Source organism: Candidatus Poribacteria bacterium, from assembly GCA_021295715.1.
In the GTDB taxonomy this organism is placed as follows: Bacteria; Poribacteria; WGA-4E; order WGA-4E; family WGA-3G; genus WGA-3G.
Map to the genome: position 1 here is coordinate 53996 of JAGWBV010000008.1, position 18689 is coordinate 72684.

Here is an 18689-nt window from a genome sequence, read left to right on the forward strand (position 1 = left end):
TATAGCAGGTTTTGGATTTTTATGCTTGCGAATTTTGATCAATTTCACTTGAATATTACGGCACAATGTTTTATAATGCAGATAAGCTGAAGGAATTGGTTTCACTTGGAATGGTAACGAGATCAGCTTGCTTTCAGCAATTTGCTGCCCCCTTGATACTATTAAGTAAAAATATAAGCGGGACACTGTGTTTGTCTATTTAGATACATCGATTCCAAGTTTCTTAATCCGAGATCATAGGACAGAACCCGAGATTGTTGAGATGCAAGAGGTAACCTCTCGCTTATGGAACGACAAACGGTTTCAGTTTATTATTTCCCAACGGGTCATAGACGAAATTCAAGCTGGAAGACATCCGGATAAAGTAAAACTCAGATTGCAAGCCATCGAAAAATTAGGAATTCTTGAAATCACAGAGGAAGTTGAATTTCTCACTGAACTACTACTTCAAGCACGGGTTCTGCCTCCGAACCAGGAACGTGATGCAATACGTGTAGCAGTAGCTACCGTAAACGGGATTCCCTACCTCACTACATGGAACCTTAGGCATCTTGCCAATCCAAATCAAGAAATTCAGTTTGACCGAGTTTGTCAGGCAGCAGGTTATTTCCCTGTTAATATCCTAACTCCGATACAACTACTCGAGATTGAAACATGAACGATATTCTGGAAGAAATTCGCGAAGCAAAGCGACAAGTTAATGCGCGATTCAACGGCGACATTCATAGGTACTGTGTTGATGTAATGCGTAGGCAAGAAGAACTTAAGAAACAAGGTGTACAGTTTCTTCGCCTTAAGGAGAAACAGAAACCAAATTCCACCCACCTTGAAACTAACACAGTATAGACGAGTCGATGTACGGTATCTTTTATGCCTTGGCAAGAGGCAATATCACACGAAAAAAAGCCTCGGGTATCAGGAGCAATGCCCAGTGAAAAGAGCAACCTATCAGAAGGCTCTCGCTGAAGTCAAGGCACAAGGACGCAAAACTGTTTATCTCGATGAGACGGGTTTCACAACGCAAACCCTTCGGCTTCATGGATATGCGCCCCGGGGAAGGAAACCGCACCTGCCATTTTGAGGTGGGATCAATTGTTACATAGCATATACCTACTACCTTGTCTTGAGCGCACCCCATGTCGTTGTCAATTTGCCTGCAATATCCACGGTCAGAATATCTCTGGCGTTCATAACCGTCTCAACTTCTGCTGCTGTTAACGCACGGTCATATACCGCCAATTCGTCAAGCATGCCCTTGTAGAGATTGGCACCGCCGTTTGTGTCCGGACGACCGCCAATTTCAATGTTATTGTCGTTCCAGACCATTACGGGACCGTTCTTTGGCACATCTTTCTCACCCGCAAGTTCCCCGTCAAGGTAAATCTGAATTTTCTCTCCATCAAATGTCCCAACGACGTGGTACCAGTTCTTAGGTTTCAAACCTAAGTTAGGCAATGAAAGTGTTGTGTCAACATCGGCGCCGTTAAACGGACCCATCTTTTTCTGCCCAGAATTGATATACCAATACAATCCTTCGCCACTTCCGAGTCCAAATTCGACGTTGTCGTCGCTTGTACCCGATTTGTCATAAAAGATATTCCCATAGACGTGTCCGTCACCGAGACCGACCTTTGATATTTCAAAGGGATGTATCCAAACGGCAACGGTCAGATGTTCCACATAAAGTTCACTCTGTCCGCCCGGATCAATTATCAATGCGGGACCTTCCGAAAATTCGATTGCACTCCCCACCTTACCTTTGGCAACGAATTTCGCGCTATCGTGGAGTTCTGCTTCAAATCCGTTTGGACCTACGTCCTTGGCAATATCACCTTTTCCTTCGTTGAAAGGCATGTAGAAGTGTAAACCTTTTGTCACTTGGGCGGTTGCATCGAAAGTTAAAACACAAAATGCAGAAACCGCGATCATCCAGAAGCACCTTCTCATTTTGTTCTCTCCTTTTCTATTTTTCATCACCGATGTCAAAAATAGCGAAAACGTCGCGATACACGTTTGCCATTTTAATAACTATGCCAGTCTTTATCAAGAGAAAACCAACGCGCTCCAATTTTCCATCCAAATATGGAAGCCGAAAACCGAAAATTAAATTTTCACTCATCTGAAACCGACTTGTAAAACTAACGTAATATACTCTCAGACATGTATACATGTCTGCATGTGCACATGTATGGAGGCATACATCATATGAAAACAGTAGCAATTCTATCAGACGCGGGTGGGGTTACCGTTGAAACAACACCAAAACCGAATCCAATGGTCCCCCCATCCCGTCAGGGTAAAAAGATGATTTCGGGACATTTCGATAAGGACGTGCATCGGCAGTTAAAGATGCTCGCGATTGAAAAGGACACGAGTATTCAAGACCTGTTGAGCGAGGCATTGAATGCGCTGTTTGAGCGGAACAACAAACCGCCGATAGCGTAAAACGAATTTCGGGGGACACCATGATTTCAAACGCGGATTGGAGAGTTTTAGAGCAAACGAACCGGATGCTGGCGTTGAGTTGGGAAGCACTTAGACGGGCACGCGCAAGTGGAGATACACATGCAATCAAGATGGCTGAAATGAGCTATTTTCAGGCGTTACAGGGTGTGATTGTATCGACGCAGAACGCTGTTGCTCAGAATGCGGTACCTCAAAGTCAAGGGGCATAGTCGTCTTCGGGATTTTTATTCACTGTTTTGAAGTTGCGATCAGGGGAACACCACACTTGTTGTTCCCCTTATATTTTGGGCGGTTAGGATATTTCCCCAAAAAAACGGGAGCGGTAGAGAGGAACCTATATTGAGGATAAAAATCGCGTGATACAGTGGATTAACACGCTTATTGTGGACAGTTACACCTTCTTAATTCCTATTCTCTCCACTATTTTCTTTGCCAAAACCTTGAAGTCTTGGCGTGCATCATTAACAGCGGCTGCATGGCTGCCGAAGGCACCATCTGCCGTAGTGAGATGAAAGATGGGTTTACGTTTTTCTTGTGCCATCGGGATAAGACTACGGTAGTGCTTAAGGATGGCAAGGGAATTTTCGTTATCCTTTTCCGGAGTCGCAGCGTAGGGGCCTGTTCCATTTCCGAGCAGGTTCCGGGCATATTCCTCAGGCATCCGATTAACCCATTTGTCGTAAGCTTTAACAGGGCGTTCTAAACGCACCCCGTGTTGCTGCATTATGTACCCGATAGGCTTCATGCCCCCTTTTGGAAGGGGAAAATTTGGCACATTCTTGTTATCTTGCTTGCGTTGCCATTCGGACCAGTTGTCTCGTCTGCGTTGCCAATCCTCTCGCCACCGCTCGAGGGTTGGACCGAGGTTCTGTAGGCCACGAAGCGAAAATAGATCTGCTCCAAGGGGAACCACAACGTAATCGCTGGCAATCAATGCAGAGCGGTTAATAGCACCGAGATTCGGACCAACATCGGCTAAAATAATTGAGGCATTCATTTCCGCGGCACCCTGCTGCATAATAGCCGAAAACGCCGTTAGTATCCTGAAGGATCTGTGAAGACTAGTGGATCCCATGGCTTTTGGCCATTCATCAGATAGGGTGTCCTCAAATTCTGCAAGTGCTAAGTCCCCCGGAATCAATCTTAGATCATTCTGCCCGAAGTCCAATTGCCATAAAATTGATTGGAGATATGGCAAGTGCAGATCACCAACTCCTATTAGCGGTTTCACGCACTGGAAGATTGTGTTTCTGGAAGCAGAAACAGCATTAGTTTCGTCCCAGAGACCTTCCAAACGTTCCTCGTCTAAAAACGCAGCGGTAAGATTGGCCTGCGGGTCAAGATCACAAGCAAGCACCCGATGTCCGAGATCGTTTAGCATCCATGCCAGATGGTAGGCGAGGGAGGTCTTACCAACACCGCCTTTATTGTTGAAGAAAGTTAGAACTGGTACAGACATTTCAGATACCCTCGGATTGCAAATTTGCTTCTATTGTAACAATCGCATTAGTGTTATCGATCTTAAATTTTGGTTCCGGGTGTTCCGCTTCTTCTAAGAGTTTTCTCGCTATTGATATACCTATGCCGAAACGTTGCACAAATCCAAAAGTTTTCATTGCTTCTGCCAGATTGGGATTTCGATAGTCGGTGGGACCTGGCTTGCCAAAATTCTCAGGAGTTACGGCACCGAAGGCACCACCAGGGTTTAAAATCTCAATTCGGTTGTTGAACCAATAGACATGAATGGGAGCGTTGGTTGCTTCATAACTTCTATGCATAATGGCATTTCGAGTGATTTGTTGTAACGCTGACATAGGATAAAGGGCTGTTCGCTTCTCAAGAGGACCAGACGTAATGTCAACTGCAATACGATTATGTGCTATCAGCTTATCGTCTAAGCGGCGGATCTGGTCTGAAATTGTCCCGCGTATAGACTCGTCGTCAAGAATTTCATCCGTTGGATCGTTCCCATCAATTCTGAGAAATTGCACATAGGCTCCTGGAAGAAAATCCTGTGGATTTTTGCCGAGTACAAGGATCCCCATCACAGTCGCAAGTTGCTCATCAGCTGAAGCAATCATCTTTGTCACAGCCAACCGTTCTTCAAAGGTGCGTTCGTTGGCTTCCAATATGTCGGAATCAACAGCTTGTGGCAGATATTCGTGTTCAAATTGGATGAGATTGAGATCAGATATACCCGACGTGGGTATCGGTTGAAGATCAAAAGGGATATCTTTATACCGACGCTTTTCGTTCAGTATCCGTTCATCTTGTGCTGTGGCGATAGCTCGACGCGGTCCGATTCGGATATGAATCGCCCCTTTGCATCGCACTGGTGGCGAGTCGCTTGGTTCCACCTTAACTACAGCCACCTCCTTACCCTGTAGCAAACGCTTTTCTACCGTGAGTGATGGCGGTGGTACAATATTACCATCAGTTTTCATATCTGCCAATTGCCGCCGTAATTCGTTGGTGACCGATAAGCCTACAATAGTTCTGTCATCCTTCACTCCGATGAAAACGAAACCAGGTTTTTCGTAGTTAGGTAAATCATTGGCAAAAGCACAGATGGCTTCTCTGACTTCTTTGGGAGCACTACCAGATAAAGACTCCTTAAACTCCACACAATCAGCTTCATCGAACTCAATAATTTGTAGCAACTCTGGATCTGTGAAATGCTGCATTTTGATATCTCGTTAATTTACTATGTTAGTCATTTGTACTTTAACACAATAACTCGCTATTGTGGATATAGTTAAGTATATGGAGTTGAGAAGAATATTTCAAGGCTAATCTTTTATGCCGAGAAAATCAATATAGCACATGTATCCGACTCTTTCCACGGACGGTTTCATTCGACATCACGATCGGAACCTCAACAACAACGATCAAAGTACCATCCGGACTTATTGCGAGTGTGTCGTAGGTCAGCTGCCCCTCTGTGCGGTAGGTGTACAGATACTTCGCCAAGCCGTTGCCCTCCGCTGCCAGATCAAATACTGACACCCCATGGAGACTCTCATTCGGGTCCTGTGCTCGTTTGGAAACCGATAGCACGGCATAACGATCCTTCGCGTCAATGCGTAAGCCTTGTGGCATGTTCTCAAGTTTCCACTGCCAGACCTTTTCACCACGCCACGAATAAGCGAACAACGTCATCCCGTTGGGATGTCCTGTTGATGGCTTTTGTGCTCCCTTCCGAAGATGATATGGGATGTAGGTGTCCCCTGTAACGAAGAGTGCTGCGGCATCCGTCGCACCGATCGTACCAGCAGTCGCGGTGATAGGAATACCGCTTACCTCTAGGGGAGTCGTCAGATTTTCCTGCCATATCGGTTCCGACTGATTTACGTCAAAGATGAAGGCACGACCATCGTCAGTTGTCACGTTGACGAATTTACCATCGGGAGACATGCTAACCCCGCGCCAGAACGTGACTTGTGCGAAATACTCGCGCAACGGTTCAATATCCATGTGCCACCTTTCTGTTCCATCTTCGGCGTTGAGAACGGTGAGCTTCCCGTTACCAGCATCGCTTTCAGCCGTTTCACTGCCCTGCAGGTTATGCCCACTATCCGTTAGGAGTGCGAGTGTTTTTCCGTCAGCACTTACGTCAAACCAACGCATTATCTTCGGCACCGCGCCCTCACGCGTCCATTTCCAGATAACATTTCCGGTTTCACTATCAAACCTATAGAGTTGGGATTTCTTAAGTGGCGTGTTATTCTCTGTCCACGAGTGCACGCTCGCTACGACAAGGTCTCCATTCGCCAACGTTCGCATACACGATGGACCAGGGTAACTTACCCATGCGTAGACGCTATCCGGATTACTCGGTATAGAGGTTTCAATGTCGTCGGCAGTGCGGTATTTCCAACGAAGTGTCGGTTTATCGGTTGTTAGATCGTAGCAGTAGATAAATCCATCTGCTGCCTGTTCACCAATGTAGAGTCGTGTGTTATCATGATTGAATGTCATCCGACTCACGTAGCCTTCCGAGATACGGGTTTTCCAGAGGGTTTCACCGGTCAACGGTCGGAGGACCGCAAGGTGTCCACTATCGGTGGCAATTGCCAAAAGCGGACTATTTCCATGCCCTAAGGCGAGTGTTGTGGGTTTCGCGGGCTGACGAAGGTTCTCCATCAGCGATAAAAGTCCATCTAATTCAACGGTCCGGATGAGATACGACTCAGGTTTTAGAGGCGAAGTCACTGTTGTTTCGCTATCATTCAAGTGAAATTGGTACTTTTGATTCGGTTGCCATGCAAATTGGAACAAAACGCGATTTGCATCAATCGTTTGAATTGTCGGTCTTTCGGTTAAGTCGTGTGTTGTGCCGCTTGTCTCGAATACGACGTCGATTTCGCTTTCAACGTTGTTTTTGTGTTCCGTTTCAAACACTACACCTGTCCGGACCCAAGTGACGTCCACCTCTGCTGTTACGACAGTAAATGGTAAAACGATGAGCATACAGAGTAAGCTGAAAAATTGAATTCGCTTCATTGTCATAACCCCTTATAATGTAAAGTAATTCTGTAGTATTGGCTGTCGGCTGTCGGTCGTCAGCAGTCAGCTAAAAGGAGATTGTGGCTGTCAGGAACGTTTGGAACTGCCCAACGCTCCACTGAAAGCCGAAGGCTGATGGCTACTCTGCCACACGCCATAGACCTCTCCCCAACCGTGCGCCGAGCAGCACACCGATAAATGTATAGACGAACCCCTCTATTAAAATTCGGAGAACGATATACCAATCGGCGTAGAAAAGCCGATAGAACAGTATAGAAAGTTGAAAATCGACATAAACAGAGAGGGCATCGCAGATACCCAATACGACCGCCCACGCCAGTAGATTGCGACTCCGCACAAGCAGGAATCCCGTTTCGAGTAGAAGGACACTTGTGCCGGTGTAGACGATCGCCATCGGTGTGAAAAGCCCGAATGTTACCCCTCCGAGAAGCAGACGGACCGCAGAGACAAGCAGGATTACGCCACTCCCTTTCGCGCGGACATGATTTCTGGTCTCAGCGTTTCTTGGATCTCCGGTGATGTAAATCAGCAGTGCCGTCAACAAGGCGTAATAGAGCGTTTCGTTGATTAAGCCAGTCAGCAGCACAGAGAACGGACCTAAGATGGCACTGACTAAGTTAAGGAACAGCGTTGACGGAACCATCACTGCCACAAAAACCGTTGTACTGAATAGGGCAATTACAATTAGATGTTTTGTTGTGAAACTTGCGAAAAGTCGCTTGTGGAATCGTAAGACAATTGCAAAACCGAGGCAACTACTGACAATTGCCAATAGACTTACGAGCAACGCTTGTTGGTTTGGAACGATTAGGTGCAGTGGACGTTGTTCGCGAAGAATCGTGGCGTCACTTCCCCAGACCTTTACCGTAACCCCACGTTCATACTCCCCAGGGATCGCCTGTTCTGCCTTGCCCTGGCTTAAATATGCTGGGTGAAAATAGATGGGGAGAGGAATTTCCGTAATCGTGCCACCGGGCAGACTCGCAAACGCCACACTCCGATTCATTCCACCGTTCGCTGTCTCTGGTGGTGCCAGAAAGACAATAGTTTCGCCAGTGTTCGTATCCGTGTTGGTTGATGACACAACCACGTGGATTGTTTCTTCACCCCTGTTGCGGAGTCGGACTGTCTGGTAAGTTGTTGGCTCGAATGCATTGGTCTGTGCGGTTCTGAGCCAACTGAATAACGGTCGCGGATAGTAAATGGTATCTTCCCGCTGTTTCGGATCCGCCGCACCCATCGCGTCTGTAGGCATCTCAATTGATTCGATGGATAGGTGTTCAGCGATCTCAGAAATAGTTGCTATCCGCAATTGCACAGTCGCTTGCTGTTCCCATATCTGTCCTGTATCTGTTGTGAAACGGACAGTGCCTGAAATCTCTTGTCTGTCCGATGGGTTTGCAGTGGACGTTCTCAACACTAATTCACGGTACCACACCTCTGATGAGACACTAAGCCTACTGGTGGTAGAGAGGCAGGTTTTCGCCTCCATTGATTCTGTCTTCCAATTTTCTGGAAAGCGAACGGCTGTTACAGTTGATGGTAGACAAAGTTCCAAATCAAAGGTCGTTGGTACATTGCCGTTTGTGACAAGGACTGTGGCAGTCATTTCACTTTCATGCAAAACGAGTGCCCTCTGATCGTTTCCTGAGGCATTTCCTAAATCCGATTCAATTGTGGCACCATAAGGAAGCGCGATCTCTAAATTTCCTTGTGTGTATGTCCGCGGCGCTGTCACACTTTGAACGATACTATCGCCAGTGGATAAGGTCGCCTCAAACCTATAAGTCTCCCCTTCACTCCACTGAAAATAAAGCGATTCTGTCTGCCGAGGTTGCACAGGAAAATTGAGTTGCGCGACCCTCACATCGTCAGGATTAAAGGTGCTTAGACGTTGTATCGGTGCTGTCGTTCCAAACCGCACCTTTGCCCCCAATGAAAAAAACGTCACCTTCCATGAGATCGGTTCTTCTTTAGGAACTGAGACACAACTGTATAAAAAAACAAGCAGTGGCAAGACCCAGAAACACTTTTTTATTGTAGGTCGATATGATGTTCCATTCAAAGCGTGTGCCATACAATCTCGTAAAGGCGTGCCTTATTGCGAATGCCCGAAATTTGTAAAGGCGAGGTAAAAACCTCGCCTACGACTGCTAAGTTAGCGTCCCTGACCGATTAGCACCAGGTCAAGGATATTCACCACTTCGTCTCCATTGACATCGGCACGTATTCCGGCACCCTCGTCACCAAGAAAACGACCGGCGATTATCATATCCTTCACGTTGACGAACCCATCATTGTTGATGTCTTCGCGTCTCGGGGTAATCGTTGCAAAGCCCAAAATAGAGCCACCGAGTCCAACGCGATAGGATCGCAGGAGAGATGCATCTACCACGTCCATGACGCGAACGAAATCCTGTCCACCCCCCGACCAGTCGGGTTGCGTAATATAGAGATTTCCATTCGGGGCAAAAGTCAATCCTCCACTGATAGAAGTATCTGCCTCGTTACTGAAGTTGGCGATCGTGTCATCTTCGTCACGGATCCAGTTTTGTGCTGCGATATCGTAGATGAGCAAACCGGGGTTTTGCCAACTGCCTTGGATAAACAACTGTTTTTCTGAATTAAGGGCGGAGGCACCAGGTGTGAATCCAAGCTTAACCGTTTCAATGACTTCATCGGTCGCTGCGTCAATCAAAACGAGATGCCCCGAAATGTCGTTGTAATTACCCGTTGTCTTGACAATAACGGTGGACTCGCCGTCGTTGATGATCGCCCCTGCATTTGTCGGCACCGGAATGGATTTCAATATGAGGTCTGTCTCTGTATCAATCACTGTAACAGTGCTATCGTAATAGGTCGTTTTCCGTGCAACTGGATCCCATTCCCATGCGGGATTTGAGACGTATGCCTTGCCGTTGAGAAGCGTGATACCGGTCGGTTTGTTGAAGAAACCCGTGAGGACCTTTGTCACATTGCGATTGTCAATGTCAACGACATGGACCTCATGCGTTGCGGCACAGGTGACGTACAACTTCTGATCACTGACCAAAGCGATCTGCTGCGGCGTTGTGCCCGCTTGAATCGGGATTTCGCCAACAAACTCTCGATCTTCCAAGTTAATAATATAGATGTTATCGCCGGAACTTGTTTCGCCAGTGATGGGTAAGTTGAAACTCGTGATATAGGCGAGATGCCCGTGAATAGAGAGACCAATTGCCCGCCGCCGTAATATCGGATCAAAGCCGATGTGGAGTATTTCATTGTCAACAGCCCGTCTCTCATTTGCCTCTTCCAGATCAATGAGCGAAAGTGAGGCGGTGATCCCCAGATCGGGGTGCGTTAAGGTATTTATGACAACCGCCGCGTTTGGCTCCTCTGTTTGTCCAAAGGTAGGACTCACGAGGAGTGTAAATAGGATTGTGCCGAGAAGTAGGAGTGAATAGCACGAGAAGTGCCGCCGATAGACTTTTTTTGACGTGCATGCAAACGTCGCCGCTAAAACTTTGTTCATTAATACCTCCGTAATGAAACAAAAAACCCCTGCTTTCATCGGAAAGACAGGGGAGGAAGCGACACTTTGCGTAAAGCATATCCTGTAAATGTGTGAGCGAGTTCCATACCCTATATCGGTATGTCTATTTTTGATCTAACAGGATACTGTGCTCTGTTCCACCGCTTTCCCGCGAAAGCAGATGCGTGAAACATGATTCAGGCAGGTCTCCTGACTTCCGATCCTTCCGCTGGACCTTCCCATCAGTTGTTTGACAGTGGTGTTTTCAGCGGATACTTGCGATCGTTCACAGTGGCGGGGCCGTGGCGGATTCTCACCGCGCTTCCCTATTCTCCGGTTTTCGGCACCTGAACCGTTCATTTATTCAATTGTAATACATATATTATATCACGTTGTGCTGTTTTATGCAAATATTTTTTTGAAAAAAATTTGACAATGCAAAACAGATATGGTATTATTAATATTAGGCGTGGATACATCCCGAAATTTGGCAGTTATCAACCGTTGTTGAGAAGCGAGAAAATGATCTTTTTACGTTCACACTCCAGATTGCATAGCATATCTAATCATTGGCATTGGTGGCGGTCCAATGGCTTACGGGGGAGTGTGCGTTCAAACAGATAACTGAAATAGAGACTGAAAATCGTCATTTTTATTTTTAAGTCCTGTTGAAGCCTTATGCACACCGATCCCGGCAGCATAGGGTATTTTTTTTGCAAAGTTCACAGATTGACCTGTAGTAAGGAAAATTTAAAAAATGAAAATTCTATCGGAACTTAAGTATGACCGCGATGGTTTAGTCGCGGCAGTCATTCAAGATGAAACGAATAAAGAAATCCTAATGGTAGGCTATATGAACGCAGAGGCAATAAGAGAGACCTTGAATACAGGGCGCGTCTGTTTCTGGAGCCGTTCCCGCCAAAAGCTATGGATAAAGGGGGAGACTTCAGGGCATACACAGACGGTTAAATCTATCGCAGTGGATTGTGATGGTGATGCCCTGCTCATAAAGGTTGAGCAGAAGGTGGCGGCGTGCCATACCGGTTATCGCTCCTGCTTCTTTCGAGAAGTTTCCCCCGACGGAGAATCAACGCAGGTCGTAGGTGAAAAGATTTTCGACGCAGATGCTGTCTATTAGACTCCGACATTTCGTCTGTTCTTGTATCCTTGCATCCGTTCGAGAATTGCTTGATTCAATTCATCTATAGTCTTCATCTATAGTCTCGATTTTATAGGAAAGCCCCTAATTACCTATTAAGCAATGGTCGGGCGTTTGTAACGGGCTAAAATTATAAAGCTTCGGATTCAGACAAGCGTATGTCCGTTTAAAAAATTAAACAAAACGATAGCCTGCAACACCGGCGCAGGCGGATATACGGATAAGAACCTGAACTCCAGACGCACCTGACCGAACCGCAAGGAATAATTGAAAAATGTATTATCCCACGTTGGAAGATTTTCGCGAAGAAGCGAAATCTGGAAACACAATACCGGTATATCGATCGATTATGGCGGATATGGAGACTCCGGTATCCGCTTTTTACAAGTTGATGCCGGATAATTATGCGTTCTTGCTCGAAAGCGTTGAAGGTGGTGAAAACCTTGCGCGTTACTCTTTTTTGGGGAGTCAACCCTCAGTGCTTTTCCATAGTAAAGGGCATCAGGTTACCATTGAGTACTTGGAAAAAGGGGAAACCGTTGTCCAAGAATATGAAGATCCATTGCGTGCCCTTGAGGAATTAATGCAGACTTACCAACCCGTTGACGCTGAAGAGTTACCCAAATTCCATGGTGGTGCGGTTGGTTACATGAGTTATGACATGGTGCGCTTCGTCGAAGAATTGCCGGATAATACCGAAGATGAACTGCAGCTTCCGGACTGCTTTTTCATGATTGCCGAAACACTCTTGATATTTGATCATGTGAACCACCAAATTAGAGTTGTGGCGAACGCACATATTGATGGAGATGTAGATCGGGCTTATGCGGATGCGCTTGCGAAAATTGACGCATTGGTCGAGAAACTTACAGCCATTTCCGAAGCGCATTTACGTAGGAATAGTAACGAGTATCAGGAACAGTATGACGAAATCATATCTGCCCCACAATCGAATTTCACGAAATCCGATTATGAAGCGGCGGTCAGACGCGCGAAGGAATACATAGCTGCTGGCGACATCATCCAAGTTGTCCCTTCGCAGCGGTTCAGTTGTCCTGTGTCGGTAGACTCGTTCCAGATATATCGGGCATTGCGAATGATCAATCCGTCCCCCTATATGTATTACCTGAAGTTTGAAGGTTTTGACATTGTAGGGGCATCACCAGAAATGATGGTGCGCGTAGAAGATGGCATCGTCCAAACCATTCCGATTGCCGGAACACGCCCGCGCGGCACAACTGCTGAGGAGGACCGGGAGTTGGAACAGACCCTCCTCTCCGATCCAAAGGAACGAGCAGAGCACATTATGCTCGTTGATTTAGGACGGAACGACCTCGGTCGGGTCTGTGAATATAACACCGTTGAAGTGACCGACCTTATGATAGTCGAGCGTTTCTCGCATGTGATGCACATCGTTTCACACGTCATTGGACGCTTACGCGAAGACCTTACGGCTTTTGATGTTCTACGCTCGTGCCTTCCCGCTGGGACACTCTCTGGTGCTCCGAAGATACGCGCCATGGAAATCATTGATGAACTTGAACCGACGCGCCGTGCCACATACGGCGGAGCGGTGGGTTACTTCAGCTTCTCCGGCAGTGCGGACACGGCGATCACTATCCGAACAGCGGTTATCAAAGATAGTACGGCTTATGTGCAAGCAGGTGGTGGTGTCGTCGCGGATTCAGTCCCTGAAACAGAGTATTACGAAACCGTGAGTAAAGCGCGGGCGATGCTGAGTGCTATTGCATTGGCAGAACAAGGTTTCTTATTGTAATGGCTGACCGCTGATAAAAGGAGACGAAAAATGGTCTTAATGATTGATAACTACGACTCCTTCACCTATAATTTGGTGCAGTACTTGGGTGAACTCGGTGCTGACTTGGAGGTTCACCGGAGTCGAAAAATAGGGTTGGACGCATTAGATGCGCTGGAACCTGAACGGATTGTTATTTCACCGGGGCCCTGCACGCCGAAAGAGGCGGGTATATCCATTGATGCCATAAAGCACTTCGCCGGTAAAGTTCCGATTTTAGGGGTCTGCCTTGGGCATCAGTGCATCGGGGACACGTTCGGTGGTGATGTCGTTAGAGCAGATCGATTGATGCACGGTAAGACCTCAATGATAATGCATAATGAGCTCGAGCTTTTCGAGGGCTTGGATAATCCATTTGAAGCCACGCGCTACCATTCGCTTATCGTAAAAAGAGAGACACTGCCGGATTGCCTTGAGATCACTGCCTGGACAGATCAGGATGAAATCATGGGACTTCGGCACAAAACATTACCTATCTGGGGTGTGCAGTTCCATCCAGAATCGATTTTGACGGCGGCTGGCAAGAGCCTACTTCGCAACTTTTTGACATTGTAGACGTGGGTTTAAAAATAGAAAGGTTGAATATGACAAAAGAGATGAACAACAGTACACCGGTCCCAGTCTTTGTATCTTGGTCATCGGGCAAAGACTCTGCGTGGGCACTTCACACACTGCGTCAGCAGCCGGAACGTTACGATGTACGGGGTATTTTTACTACCGTCACAAAGACATTCGATCGCGTCTCCATCCACTCTACGCCGGCATGGGTGCTAAAACAGCAGGCGGAGAAACTCGGAGTGCCATTGTATGAAATACCGATCCCCTATCCTTGCTCCAATGCGATCTACGAAGATGCTATGCGGAAATTTCTGGCAGAAGTGGAAGCGTTACCGGAACATTTGGGGACATCGCATTTCGCGTTCGGGGATTTGTTCTTAGAGGACATCCGTGAATACCGAGAAGATAAATTAAGTGGCACTGGTTTCACACCGATTTTCCCAGTATGGGGAGAAGACACAACACAGCTCGCTGATAAAATGATCGCTTCTGGCATGCGTGCCATTATTACCGCGCTCAATCCTACCAAGGTTCCTGCTGATTTCGCAGGACGTTGGTTCGATGCTGAACTCCTTGCTGATTTACCCGATGGAGTGGATCCGCTTGGTGAAAACGGTGAGTTCCATACTTGCGTCGTTGATGGACCAATGTTTCGTTCGCCTGTTGCCGCGAAACCGGGTAAAGTTGTCCAGAGAGACATTGTTTCCACTAAAGACAGCAATGACAAGATTCATTCAAGTAGGAACACTTCACCGACTTACGTCTATGCCGATGTAGTGCCTACTGAACAGGCGATTTAGTGCGTTGATTTTAGCCACTTCTGCAGGCGCACAAGTTTATCGGGTGGGATATGTGAGGTGTTCGCGTCTGTAGGAAATGCGCCGTTCGCAACCTCTTCCTTATACCGGCAGATTGCCTCAACCGTCAATTGACTGTAATCTTGATAACGTTTGGCGTGTTTGAGTGGGGGACCTATACCCAATATATCGTTAATAACGAGCACTTGCCCGTCACAGAATCGACCTGCACCAATACCGATAGTCGGAATATTGAGTTTATCGGTTATGATCTGACTTACCTCTTCAGTGACTTTCTCAAGGACGATGAGTTTCGCGCCAGCACCTGCCAGTGCTGCTGCTGCTTCAATGAGGCTTTTTGCTTTGGCAAAAGTTCTGCCGTGGGTTGATGCCTTGGTCCCGTGGATTTGTGGATTGTGACCGATGTGTGCACAGACGTCTATACCCTGTTCGGTGAGTGCGGTAACAATGGGGACCTTTTCTGGACCACCTTCCAATTTAACACCGTCTGCTCCATCGGATATAAAGAGTTTCGCATTGGTGATGGCTTGCGGCACATCGCGATCTGCAGCGTAGGGCATATCAACAAGAAGGTAGGCATCTGTCACACCGCGACGGACTGCTTTGAGATGGTGACGCATATCTCTCATCGTCACCTCTGTCTCGTTTTTATAGCCGAGAACGTTGGTCCCAACACTATCGCCAACAAAAACGATGTCAATACCCGCTTCGTCTTGCATACAAGCGGTAGGATAGTCGTAGCAGGTCAACACAGTAATCGGTTGGCGTTGCCGTTTTTTGGTGTGCAGATAAACGATGTCTTTCTTCACTTTTTAATTTTACCTTGCGGTTCGGTCAGGTGGATTGGATAAATAACCTTCATTTCCGTATATCCACCTGCGTGTTTTTGCTTGGGTATTTCTGCGTATTGTTGCAGGCTACTGCTTTGTCACGCCAAAGTATATCACAGTTCGCTCCTACAGCGAGAGGTTTAGGGAGATTCTACCACCTAAGCCGTCAGTTCAAGGTTGACAGAACACTACAGTTTGGTCATAAAATTAAAGATAAGACAAAACCCGTAGTCCGTAATAAAATGGAGGACAGATATAAGAAAAGTACGTCAAAGATGGAGGTCCGTCGTTTCTCCGCCAGGAAAAATTAAAATATAAATTACGCCAACGCCTCTGAAACGGTTTCCCCAATAGTGGTGAGGCTATCGGCAACAGCGACCCCGGCATCCTTGAGTGCCTGAATTTTATCGGCAGCAGTGCCTTGCCCACCGGAGATAATTGCTCCCGCGTGTCCCATTCGCTTTCCGGGTGGTGCTGTCTGTCCAGCAATAAAACCAACAACAGGTTTCGTCATTTCATCCTTCACAAACTGTGCTGCTTTTTCCTCAGCCGTTCCACCGATTTCACCTATTAAGACGACGGCGTGTGTGTCGTCATCCGCCTCAAAAAGTTTGAGAACATCAACGAAGTTTGTTCCAATCACCGGGTCACCACCAATGCCAACGCAGGTGGACTGCCCAATACCGAGTCGCTTCAGTTGATATGCAGCTTCGTAAGTCAAGGTACCACTTCGAGAAACAATCCCAACGTTGCCGGATGTATAGGCAAACTCGGGCATAACGCCGATTTTGCATTCACCGGGTGTGATGACGCCTGGACAGTTCGGTCCGATTAATCGGGTTGACTTTCCTTGAAGGTATGCCTTGGCTTTTACCATGTCGAGAACAGGAATGTGCTCAGAAATACAGACAATCAGTTCGACCCCTGCTTCCGACGCTTCCATGACAGAATCTGCCGCGTTAAAGCGTGCAGGGACGAAAATCATCGAGGTATCCGCTCCTGTTGCGGCGATCCCTTCTGCTACAGTGTCATAAACCGGGATGCCATTCACATCAGTTCCACCTCTGCCGGGAACTGCGCCTGCGACAATCTGGGTGCCGTAAGCTGCGCACTGCTCTGTGTGAAAGCGTCCAGAACGACCTGTGATGCCTTGAACGAGGACTTTTGTATTTTTATTAACGAGTATGCTCATATTTTTTGGGTTTTCGGTCTTCGGTTTTCAGTTATCGGTTAAAGAGGTGCTTGACTGAATCATACCGGCCTTTAACTGACAACTGAAAGGGTGTTTTTGATAGGGGTGTTTTTGCTTGGGCATTTCTACGTATTGCTTGGGTATTTCTGCGGATTTCCCCATCGTAGCAACCCGCATTCTCACTGCGAAGCAAACTGATAACTATTCTAATAAGCGCGAGCAAAGACAGCAATGTCTTTCGCAGACTTCCCACAAACAATACATTCGCCATCTCCACCGGATTGTTCCATCGGTAGGCATCGAATAGTCGCTTGTGTTTCTTCTCGGGCTTGATCTTCGCAAGTTGCATCGCCACACCAGTGAGCGTGTGCGAATCCATTTTCGATAACCTCTTTAAACGCGTCGTAGGTGGTAGGTTTAAAGGTATTTGCATCGCGGAAGTCTGTCGCCCGTTTGAGCATATCCGCTTGAATGGTGTCAAGCATCTGCGTTACCGTCTCGGCGGCACTGTCAATTGGCACAAAAATTTTGCCTTCCTTGCCGGGAATATCGCGTCGCGCAAGGACGATTTGCTGTTTGCTCAAATCACGGGGACCGATCTCTATGCGTAAGGGCACGCCTTTGAGTTCCCATTCGTTGAATCGCCAACCGGGTGAGTAATCATGTCTATCGTCAACATGGTAGCGGATGCCACCCAAAGTTTCACAAATACCATCAACGGTTTGCATGACGGCTTGCTTATCGCTGTCGTTGTTTTTAGGAACGATTGGCACAATGACGAGCTGAGTAGGTGCAAGTCTCGGTGGTAGAACTAACCCTTGGTCGTCTCCATGCGTCATGATAATCGCGCCGATCATTCGGGTGCTGACACCCCAACTGGTTGTCCAGCAGTGCTGCTGTTTCTGGTTGGCATCAAGATACTGAATCTCGAAAGCCTTGGCGAAGTTCTGTCCTAAGTCGTGCGAAGTGCCAGCTTGAAGTGCGCGTTTATCCCCCATCATCGCTTCGATGGTATAGGAGGTTAGCGCGCCCGGAAACTTCTCGCTTTCACTCTTGCGTCCCGGGATGACAGGTATTGCAGCTTCATTGATCGCAAAATCGGCATAGAGGTCGAGGATACGAAGCGTTTCTTCTTCAGCCTCCTCGTGCGTTGCGTGAGCCGTATGCCCCTCCTGCCAGAAGAATTCCATCGTCCTGAGGAAAAGACGAGGACGCAATTCCCATCGGACTACGTTTGCCCATTGATTGATAAGTACCGGTAAATCTCGATAGGACTGGATCCACTGACTATACATGTAGCCGATAATGGTTTCAGAGGTCGGTCGGACGACAAGCGGTTCTTCGAGTTTTTTACCACCGCCGTGTGTGACGACAGCAAGTTCCGGCTTAAAACCCTCGACATGCTCCGCTTCTTTTTCGATGAAACTCATCGGAATGAAGAGGGGAAAGGCGGCGTTTTGGTGTCCCGTTTCTTTGAACCGGGTATCCAATTGCTCTTTAACATTCTCCCAAAGTGCGTAGCCGTAAGGACGGACGACCATACATCCGCGCACGGGAGCGTAGTCAGCCATCTCCGCTTGACGGATAACCTGCGTATACCATTTTGCGTAGTCTTCACTACGGGGAATTATTTTATCATACATTTTTTAATTATTCCTTGCGGTTCGGTCAGGTGGGTTGGATAACTGAAGTGCCTTTCCGTAGACCCGCCTGCGCCGATGTTGCAGGCTACGCGTTTAGGTTTAACAAAAACCCCTTAACCGACTGCTGGTTACTAATTTTTCCTTTCGCACCGCTTCGGGCTCAGTT

Annotated in this window: 18 protein-coding genes and 1 riboswitch; of the genes, 8 read left to right on the forward strand and 10 right to left on the reverse strand. The window is 47.4% G+C overall.

Annotation, left to right across the window (positions count from 1 at the left end; all coding sequences use genetic code 11):
• The first annotated feature begins 187 nt into the window (after positions 1-187).
• Positions 188-658, forward strand: coding sequence for a hypothetical protein (locus J4G07_04300; protein ID MCE2413200.1), 471 nt, complete (start codon positions 188-190; stop codon positions 656-658).
• Positions 659-931: 273 nt separating this feature from the next.
• Entirely contained in the window at positions 932-1081 is a 150-nt protein-coding gene (locus J4G07_04305) for a hypothetical protein (protein ID MCE2413201.1), read from the forward strand.
• 32 nt (positions 1082-1113) lie between these two features.
• Here the strand turns inward: J4G07_04305 and J4G07_04310 are convergent, their stop codons facing one another.
• Both J4G07_04310 and J4G07_04315 read right to left on the reverse strand, forming a co-directional pair.
• Positions 1114-1947 (reverse strand): LamG domain-containing protein, encoded by an 834-nt coding sequence (locus tag J4G07_04310; GenBank protein ID MCE2413202.1) that lies wholly within the window; start codon positions 1945-1947, stop codon positions 1114-1116.
• A 16-nt stretch (positions 1948-1963) separates the two neighbouring features.
• Complete coding sequence (locus J4G07_04315) at positions 1964-2119, reverse strand: hypothetical protein (protein MCE2413203.1); 156 nt, start codon at positions 2117-2119, stop codon at positions 1964-1966.
• 86 nt (positions 2120-2205) lie between these two features.
• Here J4G07_04315 and J4G07_04320 point away from each other — a divergent pair, with 86 nt between their 5' ends.
• Both J4G07_04320 and J4G07_04325 read left to right on the forward strand, forming a co-directional pair.
• Positions 2206-2445: a hypothetical protein gene (locus J4G07_04320; protein ID MCE2413204.1), complete on the forward strand. Its 240-nt coding sequence runs from the start codon at positions 2206-2208 to the stop codon at positions 2443-2445.
• A gap of 20 nt (positions 2446-2465) precedes the next feature.
• Positions 2466-2675 carry a hypothetical protein gene (locus J4G07_04325; protein MCE2413205.1) on the forward strand — a complete coding sequence of 70 codons (210 nt, stop codon included), beginning with the start codon at positions 2466-2468 and terminating at the stop codon, positions 2673-2675.
• Positions 2676-2857: 182 nt separating this feature from the next.
• On the opposite strand, the gene J4G07_04330 is transcribed toward J4G07_04325, so the two are convergent.
• From J4G07_04330 to J4G07_04350, 5 genes are all read right to left on the reverse strand, one after another.
• On the reverse strand, positions 2858-3925 hold the full coding sequence (locus tag J4G07_04330; GenBank protein MCE2413206.1) for an AAA family ATPase: 1068 nt from the start codon (positions 3923-3925) through the stop codon (positions 2858-2860).
• 1 nt (position 3926) lies between these two features.
• On the reverse strand, positions 3927-5150 hold the full coding sequence (locus J4G07_04335; GenBank protein MCE2413207.1) for a putative DNA binding domain-containing protein: 1224 nt from the start codon (positions 5148-5150) through the stop codon (positions 3927-3929).
• Positions 5151-5277: 127 nt separating this feature from the next.
• A complete protein-coding gene (locus tag J4G07_04340; GenBank protein MCE2413208.1) occupies positions 5278-6969 on the reverse strand; it encodes a PQQ-binding-like beta-propeller repeat protein in 1692 nt (563 codons plus the stop codon).
• A gap of 142 nt (positions 6970-7111) precedes the next feature.
• Positions 7112-9070 (reverse strand): hypothetical protein, encoded by a 1959-nt coding sequence (locus J4G07_04345; GenBank protein ID MCE2413209.1) that lies wholly within the window; start codon positions 9068-9070, stop codon positions 7112-7114.
• 81 nt (positions 9071-9151) lie between these two features.
• Positions 9152-10507, reverse strand: coding sequence for a hypothetical protein (locus tag J4G07_04350; GenBank protein MCE2413210.1), 1356 nt, complete (start codon positions 10505-10507; stop codon positions 9152-9154).
• A 182-nt stretch (positions 10508-10689) separates the two neighbouring features.
• Positions 10690-10873, reverse strand: a riboswitch (cobalamin riboswitch).
• A 391-nt stretch (positions 10874-11264) separates the two neighbouring features.
• On the opposite strand from J4G07_04350, the gene hisI reads away from it, so the two are divergent.
• The 4 genes from hisI to J4G07_04370 all read left to right on the forward strand — a co-directional run bounded on the left by hisI (position 11265) and on the right by J4G07_04370 (position 14840).
• Positions 11265-11645, forward strand: a complete 381-nt coding sequence (hisI, locus tag J4G07_04355; protein MCE2413211.1) for a phosphoribosyl-AMP cyclohydrolase — start codon at positions 11265-11267, stop codon at positions 11643-11645.
• Between the two features lie 295 nt (positions 11646-11940).
• Entirely contained in the window at positions 11941-13443 is a 1503-nt protein-coding gene (gene trpE / locus J4G07_04360) for an anthranilate synthase component I (GenBank protein ID MCE2413212.1), read from the forward strand.
• Positions 13444-13473: 30 nt separating this feature from the next.
• Positions 13474-14037 (forward strand): aminodeoxychorismate/anthranilate synthase component II, encoded by a 564-nt coding sequence (locus tag J4G07_04365; GenBank protein ID MCE2413213.1) that lies wholly within the window; start codon positions 13474-13476, stop codon positions 14035-14037.
• Between the two features lie 41 nt (positions 14038-14078).
• On the forward strand, positions 14079-14840 hold the full coding sequence (locus J4G07_04370) for an adenine nucleotide alpha hydrolase (GenBank protein MCE2413214.1): 762 nt from the start codon (positions 14079-14081) through the stop codon (positions 14838-14840).
• Here J4G07_04370 and panB read toward each other — a convergent pair.
• The 3 genes from panB to proS form a co-directional block, all read right to left on the reverse strand.
• Positions 14837-15667: a 3-methyl-2-oxobutanoate hydroxymethyltransferase gene (gene panB, locus J4G07_04375; GenBank protein MCE2413215.1), complete on the reverse strand. Its 831-nt coding sequence runs from the start codon at positions 15665-15667 to the stop codon at positions 14837-14839. The two genes, J4G07_04370 and panB, sit on opposite strands and share 4 nt — an antisense overlap.
• A 340-nt stretch (positions 15668-16007) precedes the next feature.
• Positions 16008-16880: a succinate--CoA ligase subunit alpha gene (gene sucD / locus J4G07_04380; GenBank protein ID MCE2413216.1), complete on the reverse strand. Its 873-nt coding sequence runs from the start codon at positions 16878-16880 to the stop codon at positions 16008-16010.
• 206 nt (positions 16881-17086) lie between these two features.
• A complete protein-coding gene (proS, locus tag J4G07_04385) occupies positions 17087-18523 on the reverse strand; it encodes a proline--tRNA ligase (GenBank protein MCE2413217.1) in 1437 nt (478 codons plus the stop codon).
• Positions 18524-18689: the final 166 nt, after the last annotated feature.

Bases quoted from the DNA above. Each gene is read 5' to 3' on its own strand.
- J4G07_04365 (MCE2413213.1), top strand. From the start codon at position 13,474: ATGGTCTTAATGATTGATAACTACGACTCCTTCACCTATAATTTGGTG.
- proS (MCE2413217.1), bottom strand. From the start codon at position 18,523: ATGTATGATAAAATAATTCCCCGTAGTGAAGACTACGCAAAATGGTAT.
- J4G07_04315 (MCE2413203.1), bottom strand. From the start codon at position 2,119: ATGAGTGAAAATTTAATTTTCGGTTTTCGGCTTCCATATTTGGATGGA.
- J4G07_04370 (MCE2413214.1), top strand. From the start codon at position 14,079: ATGAACAACAGTACACCGGTCCCAGTCTTTGTATCTTGGTCATCGGGC.
- J4G07_04320 (MCE2413204.1), top strand. From the start codon at position 2,206: ATGAAAACAGTAGCAATTCTATCAGACGCGGGTGGGGTTACCGTTGAA.
- hisI (MCE2413211.1), top strand. From the start codon at position 11,265: ATGAAAATTCTATCGGAACTTAAGTATGACCGCGATGGTTTAGTCGCG.
- J4G07_04310 (MCE2413202.1), bottom strand. From the start codon at position 1,947: ATGAGAAGGTGCTTCTGGATGATCGCGGTTTCTGCATTTTGTGTTTTA.
- J4G07_04330 (MCE2413206.1), bottom strand. From the start codon at position 3,925: ATGTCTGTACCAGTTCTAACTTTCTTCAACAATAAAGGCGGTGTTGGT.
- J4G07_04345 (MCE2413209.1), bottom strand. From the start codon at position 9,070: ATGGCACACGCTTTGAATGGAACATCATATCGACCTACAATAAAAAAG.
- J4G07_04340 (MCE2413208.1), bottom strand. From the start codon at position 6,969: ATGAAGCGAATTCAATTTTTCAGCTTACTCTGTATGCTCATCGTTTTA.
- trpE (MCE2413212.1), top strand. From the start codon at position 11,941: ATGTATTATCCCACGTTGGAAGATTTTCGCGAAGAAGCGAAATCTGGA.
- J4G07_04335 (MCE2413207.1), bottom strand. From the start codon at position 5,150: ATGCAGCATTTCACAGATCCAGAGTTGCTACAAATTATTGAGTTCGAT.
- J4G07_04350 (MCE2413210.1), bottom strand. From the start codon at position 10,507: ATGAACAAAGTTTTAGCGGCGACGTTTGCATGCACGTCAAAAAAAGTC.
- sucD (MCE2413216.1), bottom strand. From the start codon at position 16,880: ATGAGCATACTCGTTAATAAAAATACAAAAGTCCTCGTTCAAGGCATC.
- J4G07_04325 (MCE2413205.1), top strand. From the start codon at position 2,466: ATGATTTCAAACGCGGATTGGAGAGTTTTAGAGCAAACGAACCGGATG.